The sequence below is a fragment of the Mesorhizobium metallidurans STM 2683 genome (assembly GCF_000350085.1).
Lineage (GTDB): Bacteria > Pseudomonadota > Alphaproteobacteria > Rhizobiales > Rhizobiaceae > Mesorhizobium > Mesorhizobium metallidurans.
The window spans coordinates 1-8,186 of the sequence record NZ_CAUM01000110.1 but is presented as its reverse complement, the minus strand read 5'-3'; the positions used below and the strand labels follow the sequence as shown (position 1 = coordinate 8,186).

11 protein-coding genes are annotated in these 8,186 nt (G+C 61.3%); 5 read left to right on the top strand and 6 right to left on the bottom strand.

Going from position 1 to position 8,186, the window contains the following annotated elements:
* Positions 1-91 precede the first annotated feature (91 nt).
* Both MESS2_RS17870 and MESS2_RS17865 read right to left on the bottom strand, forming a co-directional pair.
* Positions 92-499, bottom strand: a complete 408-nt coding sequence (locus MESS2_RS17870) for a DUF930 domain-containing protein (RefSeq protein WP_008875792.1) — start codon at positions 497-499, stop codon at positions 92-94.
* 109 nt (positions 500-608) lie between these two features.
* Positions 609-1,379 (bottom strand): SDR family oxidoreductase, encoded by a 771-nt coding sequence (locus tag MESS2_RS17865; protein WP_008875791.1) that lies wholly within the window; start codon positions 1,377-1,379, stop codon positions 609-611.
* 198 nt (positions 1,380-1,577) lie between these two features.
* Here MESS2_RS17865 and MESS2_RS17860 point away from each other — a divergent pair, with 198 nt between their 5' ends.
* The 3 genes from MESS2_RS17860 (at position 1,578) to MESS2_RS17850 (ending at position 3,206) form a co-directional block, all read left to right on the top strand.
* Positions 1,578-2,357 carry an AraC family transcriptional regulator gene (locus tag MESS2_RS17860; RefSeq protein ID WP_008875789.1) on the top strand — a complete coding sequence of 260 codons (780 nt, stop codon included), beginning with the start codon at positions 1,578-1,580 and terminating at the stop codon, positions 2,355-2,357.
* Positions 2,358-2,423: 66 nt separating this feature from the next.
* A complete protein-coding gene (locus tag MESS2_RS17855; protein WP_008875788.1) occupies positions 2,424-2,822 on the top strand; it encodes a hypothetical protein in 399 nt (132 codons plus the stop codon).
* 27 nt (positions 2,823-2,849) lie between these two features.
* Entirely contained in the window at positions 2,850-3,206 is a 357-nt protein-coding gene (locus MESS2_RS17850; protein ID WP_008875787.1) for a VOC family protein, read from the top strand.
* 207 nt (positions 3,207-3,413) lie between these two features.
* Here MESS2_RS17850 and MESS2_RS17845 read toward each other — a convergent pair whose 3' ends face one another.
* Complete coding sequence (locus MESS2_RS17845) at positions 3,414-3,620, bottom strand: hypothetical protein (protein ID WP_008875786.1); 207 nt, start codon at positions 3,618-3,620, stop codon at positions 3,414-3,416.
* Positions 3,621-4,105: 485 nt separating this feature from the next.
* Complete coding sequence (locus tag MESS2_RS17840; protein ID WP_008875785.1) at positions 4,106-4,318, bottom strand: hypothetical protein; 213 nt, start codon at positions 4,316-4,318, stop codon at positions 4,106-4,108.
* A 302-nt stretch (positions 4,319-4,620) separates the two neighbouring features.
* On the opposite strand from MESS2_RS17840, the gene MESS2_RS17835 reads away from it, so the two are divergent.
* Entirely contained in the window at positions 4,621-4,923 is a 303-nt protein-coding gene (locus MESS2_RS17835) for a hypothetical protein (RefSeq protein ID WP_008875783.1), read from the top strand.
* A 304-nt stretch (positions 4,924-5,227) separates the two neighbouring features.
* On the opposite strand, the gene MESS2_RS17830 is transcribed toward MESS2_RS17835, so the two are convergent.
* Together MESS2_RS17830 and MESS2_RS17825 are read right to left on the bottom strand one after the other, a co-directional pair.
* Positions 5,228-6,064, bottom strand: coding sequence for an alpha/beta fold hydrolase (locus MESS2_RS17830; RefSeq protein WP_008875782.1), 837 nt, complete (start codon positions 6,062-6,064; stop codon positions 5,228-5,230).
* Positions 6,065-6,363: 299 nt separating this feature from the next.
* Entirely contained in the window at positions 6,364-7,008 is a 645-nt protein-coding gene (locus tag MESS2_RS17825; protein WP_008875780.1) for a hydrolase, read from the bottom strand.
* A 153-nt stretch (positions 7,009-7,161) separates the two neighbouring features.
* Here MESS2_RS17825 and MESS2_RS17820 point away from each other — a divergent pair, with 153 nt between their 5' ends.
* Positions 7,162-8,049 carry a LysR family transcriptional regulator gene (locus MESS2_RS17820; protein WP_008875779.1) on the top strand — a complete coding sequence of 296 codons (888 nt, stop codon included), beginning with the start codon at positions 7,162-7,164 and terminating at the stop codon, positions 8,047-8,049.
* The last annotated feature ends 137 nt before the right edge of the window (positions 8,050-8,186 follow it).

Sequence of the window (8,186 nt, the reverse complement as noted above, 5' to 3'; positions counted from 1 at the left end):
CCTTAGCCCGAAAATCGGAATCGATTTTCGGCAAGCACGATGCATAGATTCAAATTGTTAGAGCTCCTTGCGCGTCCAGGTGCGCGGCACGCTAATCGTAGAGATTGTACTTCGCCCAATCGGTTTCCGGAATCTCGTCGCCGATCCGGTAGCGGAAATCCAGCACCTGCATATGATCCGGCGCAGTCTGGCACTTGAACTTCAGCCGGTACCACTGCCCCTTGCTGCGAAAGGCAGCCCCGGGACTCCTGATTGCATCGGGACCCATTTCGGGTGTCGCAAACGCGTAAGCGACGACGCGATCGGCCTTGTATTTGTGATCGTCGTGGCTGATCCGGTCGAGCACTTCAGCGTCGCATCGCTGTTCGAGCCGGGTTTGCGGGTCGAGTTTCAACAGGCCGGCGCGCAAGGCGCTGTCCATGGCATTAGCCGGCAAAGCCAGCGTTGCTGATGCCAGGACGGTTAGACACAGCTTCTTCATGGCCGGGAGAAGCACCATACTTCGGCGGGAAAATCAACCGCGAGCCGTTCCGGAGACGAGGCCGTGAACGATGAAGATACTGTGAACGGGATTTGAATCCCGGCAAATTTTCAGCGCCGCGCAATCGTCACATCTGCACGGACATTCCGCCATCGACGGTCAAAACATGGCCGTTGACGAAGGTGGCCGCGTCGCTGGCCAGGAAAAGTGCGGCGCCGGCGATTTCCTCCGGCCGTCCCCAGCGTTGCAGCGGAACCCGCTGGCGGGCGAAGGAAAGCATATCGGGATTTTCCGCCAGCGCCGCGTTGGTCTCGGTTGCAAACATCCCTGGGGCAATGGCGTTGCTGGTCACCCCGTGGGCGCCATATTCGACGGCCATGCTGCGCATCAAGCCGGTCAGCCCCTGCTTGGCGGCGGGATAGATGGCGTCACCGGGACGCGCCATCTCGCCGACGATCGAGGTAACCGCGATCAGCCGGCCATGACCTTGCGCCTTCATGATCTCAGCAGCATCCCGCGACAGCGAGATCGCCGAGAGCAGATCCGTCCGGATCAACTCAAGGATATCGTCATCCCCGAACGCCGCGAGCGGCCTCCTGTCGCGGGCGCCGACATTGTTGACGAGGATGTCCAAGCGGCCGCAGGTTTGGCGGATGTCCGCGATCGCGGCGCGGCCGGCCGTCACATCCGCTATGTCGAAGGTCGCCGCCTCGGCACTGCCGCCGCTCTTCGCGATAGTGGCGACGGCACTGTCGAGCGTTGCGGCCGTGCGGCCGGTTAAAACCACATGGGCTCCCGCCTCAGTAAAGGCGCGCGCGATCTCGAAGCCGAGACCACGCCCGCCTCCGGTAACGAGCGCCACGCGCCCCTTGAGGGAAAACCTGTCGAAAATGCTCATGCCAAGCGGTCCTCCGCAGGCACAGGGATAGTAAAAACCATGCCATGCGGCAATCGGCTGCCATGTCGCGGGATGGCGGGGAATCGACCGCAAATGGCGGATCCGGCCGGGGCAGGGTTGATGCAAGCCGCCACGGCAATAGATTAGATGCGGGCGTCGAAGAATGCCTGCCGAAAGTATTCCTCACGGGAGAGGCTCATGATGTCCGACGCCAACACAGCCATCCTTTCCGGAGCGATCGGGGACTACCGCGAATTCGATCCCGCGGCCGCACTCGAAGGACATATCCAGTGTGTCTGGTCCAATGCGGTGCGGCCGGATCGAGGGAGCCTGTCGGCCGTGGTTCCGGACGGCTGCGTCGACATCACCTGGATCGACGGCGAACTGGTCGTAGCGGGTCCTGACGTTGCCGTTGCCCTCTCCGCACTGACACCGGGCTGTACCGTGATCGGCGCCCGCTTCCGCCCAGGTGCGGCAAGCCGGTGGCTCGGCCTGCCAATGTCGGAGATCGTCGGCGACCGGGTGGAGCTCAGCCACTTCTGGGGAAAGCCGGCGCGCGAAATTGCCCGCAGAATTGGTGATGCGTCCTCCACGGCGGAGCGGATGCGGGTGATGGAAGCGGCACTCTCCAGGCTCGCGCCCGATGTCGAGCCGCCGCCTCCGGACATGGGATTTGCCTTCAACGCGCTGAAGACTGAATCCGCCGGTCCGGGCATGGCGGTGATTCTCGACCGGCTGGACGTCAGCCCGCGAACGCTCCGCCGCCGCTGCCAGGAGGCTTTCGGCTATGGCCCGAAGACGCTTGACCGCATTCTCCGCTTCCAGCGGTTCCTGAGCCTGGCGCGGCGCTCCGGTGGCGAGCGTCTTGCCGGTCTCGCCTTCGAAGCAGGCTATAGCGACCAGGCGCACCTCACCCGCGAGGTGCGGCGCCTGGCGGGCTTTTCGCCCGCGGCGGTTCTGCGGCAACTCGGCGCCTGACTGGCCGTTTTGTTCAATACGCCAGCGCGACGTCCGCCTAGTCTGCCTCATCGAAAGGAGGCAGATATGACCATCTACAAATCCCGCATCATCACCGTGTCCATCGACCGGGACTGGCGCGAAGTCTACGACTTCGCCTTCATCCCGGAGAACTTCCAGCGTTGGGCGGCAGGCCTCGGCAGGCGCTTCGAGCAATCGGGCAGGGGGTGGACGGCGGAGGATCCGGACGGCCGGCTTATCCGCATCCGTTTCTCCCGGCCCAACGAATTCGGCGTCCTCGACCACATCGTCTTTGCCGAGGACACGGAAACCCGCAATGCGGTGCGCGTGGTTCCTAACGGGACCGGCGCGGAAGTGATGTTCACGCTTCTGAAGGCGCCTGAAATGACAGAGAAGGTGTTCGCCGCCGATGCCACAGCGGTCGATCGCGACCTCAAAGCCCTGAAAGCATTGCTCGAACGCTGAATTTCAAAACCACGAAAGGAGAAGATCATGGCCAAATCCAGCAACGACAAGCGCATCGACTATGTCGAGTTTTCCGTCGCCGAGATCGCGCGCTCGCGCGACTTCTACGGCAAGGCTTTCGACTGGTCCTTCAAGGACTATGGACCGGGCTATTGCGAGTTCAACGACGGCCGCCTGACCGGCGGCTTCGCTCTCGGTGGCCAGGGCAAAGCGGCCGGCGGCCCGCTGGTGATTCTCTATGCCGAAAAGCTTGACGAGATCCAGCGCCGCGTCGAGGAGGCCGGCGGCAATATCGTCAAGCCGGCCTACTCCTTCCCGGGCGGCCGCCGCTTCCATTTTTCCGACCCGGACGGTTACGTGCTGGCGGTGTGGTCGGAGAGGTGAACAGGATGGTGCGGGGCGCCGGGCCGAGGCCGGCGCCCCATTGATTTTCCTTCTGGATGTCCGGCAGGATGGGAGCCGACAAGTCAGTGCGGCATGAAATTGGAATTGGCGCTGGAAAAATCAAGGACAAGCCAAAGTGGCGCTCGGCGAGAAAGCAACGCGTGTCGAGATCCTGTTAGCCGCTGCCCCATGCCTGGCAACAGCCAATCAAAAAGCGCCTTGGGCGGCCAGTTGCTTGTGCTTTTCGAAGATTGCCAGCTTGTGCGGATAAGTGATCCGCACCTTGGCGTTGCACCCGTCGCATCTGATGTGGGCGATCGTTCTCAGCGCGGAGCCCTTCCTTACCGTCGGATGCGAGCAATCCGGACAACCGAATGTGAGCGCGATATCGGATAAGTTTTCGGCTAAACCCATTTTCCATCTCCTTCGCAGCGCTTGGCGACACCCATTCAAAGCCTTCGTGTGTGAAACTGATATGAAAGCGCTCACACAATGACCGAAGAAGCTCGCTGCCCCGCAATCAGCGAGCCCAACTCTGGCGAGTCTCACAGAGCAATTCAGATGCCAATTCGACCGTGCCAAAACGGGACGAGCACGGCGAGAACGAGGAGATCCAGCGCGGCGTCAAGGAGGCCGGCAGTAGGATCGCCAAGCCGGCTTATCATTCCCGCGCGGCCGCTTCTATTTCTCCAATCCGGACGGCTATGAGTGGCGGTGTGGTCGGAAGATTGAAAAGACGAAAGAGGCGCCGGGCAGGGTCCGGCGTCTCTTTCGAACGGTCTGGACGGGCTATCGAGACTTATGACGCTCTTGGGTCGCAGCCAAACATGTCTCGGCCGACGCCAAACGCTCCGCCACCTGGGTGGGCGGTCAGTCGGGGCTTGCTCGTGTTGAAGAGCCTATTCCGCCTCTTTCGCGTCTTCCTTTTTGAGGATCGGCGGGTCGGCAGTTGTCGCGGTGTCGGCAGTTGTTGGCGTATTGCTGTTCGCGATGCTTGCCACTTTGGATTGCTGATCGACGGAAGCCGTCGTTTTGGTGTGGCCAACACATTCCGCCGCGGCGCCGGACACTGAAAGGCCTAGAGCGGCAGCGACTAAGATGGTGGTCTTCATCCTATGGCTCCTAGCTTTGTGAGAGTGCATTGCAGACTAACGCCATATCCCCAGTTCGAAAAATCAACTTTTTCGTTCCGCCGACCTTTCGGGCGGATTGAGCTTGCATAGATCCCCTACATCTACTGTTTTCGATGGTGCCGGCTTCGCCGTCGGGCAATTGAGCGAAATCTGTTCGATCAAACCGGCTTTGCCTCCTCCAATCAGGTGATGACCGGACGCGACTTCACTGCAAACGTCGCAGCAGGTATGACCCATAAGGCGAGGAATGCCTGTTACAAGGCACTCGAAGGAACAGCTTCATGAGCAACGTGCCGACAGTCGAACCCTTCTGCGTCTCTGACACCTTTGTCACCGGCGCCGGCCCACTCCAGTTCATGGGCGACAATCTCAGGCTGACCTTGTTTGTGGCGCAGCGCTTTAGCTACGACGGGGAAAGTGACGGCGCAGAGAACGCCGTGGTGGCGAAACTTGTCGGGAGCCGAGCCGACATGCTGCAAATCGCTGCCGCTATCGTGCGAGGCTGCAATACGGAAGGAACGCCACTCGACAAGGCGACGGAGAGCTTTGTCGAGTTCCTGGAGGCACCGAAGGGTCGGCACTGATCAACCGGCAAACTTGCCGCAGGAAGCGAAATCGCGCGGATTAGAAATAGCATTTAAAACAAGCAGTTATACGTATCTGGCGGACAGAGAACGACGAAACGGAGAACTATATCTACCCTATTCCCCTCCATAGCCCTCCTAAATGGAGTTGCAAGCGAATGGCTCGAATTGGGTGAGAAACCCTTCAGTCCACTTTTAGGCGCGCTACCCGGGAGGCAGACGTTGGTGGACAGGCGGGGATTGAGAGACTGTCGCCCGACTCGAACTGCGGGAGAGGGCCAGAAGCCCCGCTCCCACAGGCACCTTAGCTGGCGACGAACTCCAGAAGGTCGGCGTTTAGCACGTCAGCATTCACCGTCAGCATCCCGTGCGAGAAACCGGGATGGGTCTTCAGCGTGCCCTTCGACAGCAGCTTGACCGCCTTCAAAGCCGAGGCGGCGATCGGAACGACCTGATCGTCCTCACCGTGCAACACCAGCGTCGGCACGGTGATCGCCTTGAGGTCATCGGTCTGGTCGGTTTCCGAGAAGGCCTTGATGCCATCATAGTGCGCCTTGGCGCTACCCATCATGCCCTGCCGCCACCAGTTCTGGATCACCCCTTCATGGACTGTCGCGCCCTCGCGGTTGAAGCCGTAGAACGGGCCTGACGGGACGTCGCGAAAGAACTGTGCACGGCTGCTGGCCAGTGCCGACCGAAAGCCGTCGAAGACCTTCATGGGTGTTCCTTTGGGGTTGTCGTCGGTCTTCAGCATCAGCGGCGGAATGGCAGCGACAAGGACGGCCTTGGCCACCCGGCCCGCAGGTTCGCCGTGCCGCGCCACGTAGCGCGCGACTTCGCCGCCACCGGTGGAATGGCCGATATGAACCGCGTTCTTCAGGTCCAGCGCCCTGGCGACAGCAAACGCGTCGGCGGCGTAATGATCGATGTCGTGGCCGTCGGCGACCTGCTCCGAGCGTCCGTGGCCGCGCCGGTCATGGGCGACGACGCGATAGCCCTTCGACAGGAAGAACAGCATCTGCGCGTCCCAGTCGTCGGAGCTGAGCGGCCAGCCATGGTGAAAAACGATCGGCTGGGCGTCCTTGGGACCCCAGTCCTTGTAGAAAATCTGTACGCCGTCGTCGGTGGTGACAAAGCCCATGGTGTGTTCTCCTTCTGGAGTATCGCGGGTGGCGGGCGCCGCGGCACGCGCGGTACCCAATGGAAAAGGCCAAGCTTGCGGTAAGCGCCGAGACCGAGATCAGGACATCGCGGCGGTTGAGCGGCGGGCCAAGGGTGAAGGTGGGAGGCATCGAGGAACTCCGCGAGTTATTCAAAAGGCGGCGGGTGGGATCACACATGAGCGGATTTGTTTCGGTAGAAGGCTTCCCTGTGAGGTGAGGGCGGCGAGGGCCGGCAAACGGATCGATTCCGACCCTCACCGAAATGCTCCGGCCGGGATCAGCCGGTTACTGGCGTGTTGAGAAGCTGCTGCTCCCAAAGATACGCGATGCCGCTGCCGCCGAAGTGCTGGATGAGAATCTCGGTCAGCTCCTCGACATGCTCGGTGCGCGCCCAATCGCGTTGCCATTCGCCAGCGAGCGCCATCACGGTCATCACGTTAGCGCCGGCCGCGATCATTCGCTGGATGGCAACTTCGTGAGACTCCTTCGAAATCCCGCCCGACGCGTCGGTGATCACGGTCACGTCCCAGCCTTCGCCGGCGGCCTGGATCACAGGCATTGCGACGCAGACCTCGGTCCACAGGCCGGCGATGATCAGCTGCTTGCGGCCGGTCGCCTTGACGACGTTCACCACATTCTCGTCCTGCCAGGTGTTCACCCAGGTGCGATCGATGACTTCCTGGTCCGGAAATACGTCGGTGATCTGCTTAAAGAGAAGTCCACCGCGCGCCGCGATCACGCTGGTGAGTATGGTCGGAACATTGAAGGCTTTTGCCAGCTTCGCCAGCGCGGTCGTGTTGTTGACCACCATGTGCGGATCGTGGCTGTTCAGGTTTGCGAGCTGATAAGGTTGGTGATCGATCAGCACGAGGACCGAGTCTTCGGGGCGAAGAAGTGAATCAAGGCCGTTACGAGGGGTCATCAAGACTTCCTTTCTCTGCCGCCATGGACGGCAATGGTTCATGGGAGACATGCGCCAGCGGGCGACGTTGCCTGGACGCAATTTGCTGTTCCTTTCGGCGATGCGGTAGTGCCATAATCAGGCAAGCTGTGTCGCGAAAAGAGGAACGCCGAATTGGACATCGAAGATCTACAGACATTCGTCGCGGTGGCCGATGCAGGGGGCGTATCGGCCGGCGCGCGCCGGCTCGGCATCTCCAAATCGATCGTCAGTCGGCGGCTCTTTCGGGTTGAAGCGGAGCTTGGCGTCCAGCTTCTTGCACGAACGACCCGCGGCGCCGCGCTCACAGAAGCGGGAATCACGTTCAGAGACCATGCGGCCCGAGCCAGCGCCGAGATCGATGCCGCCAGGGAAACGATCCTCCCCACCGGGGAACTGCGTGGCCGCCTGAGGGTTGCCATGCCGCTTTCTTTTGGCCCAACCCACTTTGCCCCCGTGCTTGCGGAAATGGCACGACACCACCCGCAGCTCCACATCCATACCTCCTACAGCGATCGCTTCGTCGATCTGATCGCCGAAGGTTTCGATTGCGCGATCCGGGTTGGTTACCTTCAGGACTCCAACCTGATCGCGAAGCGCGTCGGGCCGATCTATGGAAAGCTTGTCGCAAGCCCGGATTATATCAAAGCGCACGGTTCACCCGAGACGGTAGAGCAGCTCGTCAACCATCAGGCCCTCATGCAAGGAACGGAAGCCTGGCAGTTCATGGATGGCGACAAGATCGTCACGGCTCAGCCGCAGGGCAGGTTCAAGGCCGACAACGCTACGGCGCTTGCCGCTGCCGCGGCGGCAGGGCTCGGCATCGCCTGGCTCCCCGATTGCATCACACACGAATATGTGGCCTCCGGCGCGCTCGTTCCGGTGATGACACGCTATCCGGTACCGCCGGGGGCCGCATATGTCGTACGCCCGCCGGGTCAGCATCCCACGCGGAAAGTGCGGGTCCTCATCGAAATGCTGATCGAATGCTTCGCACGAAATCCAGACGTTTGGGGCGTGTAACGACCAGCGCATACCTCGCTGTGGTTGGATAGCGCGGCGATTTCCTGACGCCATTTACATGCGGCAATCGGCGGAGATTGGTTCGTGCGGCGATCGGTTGAGCGACCTGAGAGATAGGTGACGATTTGTACCGGACA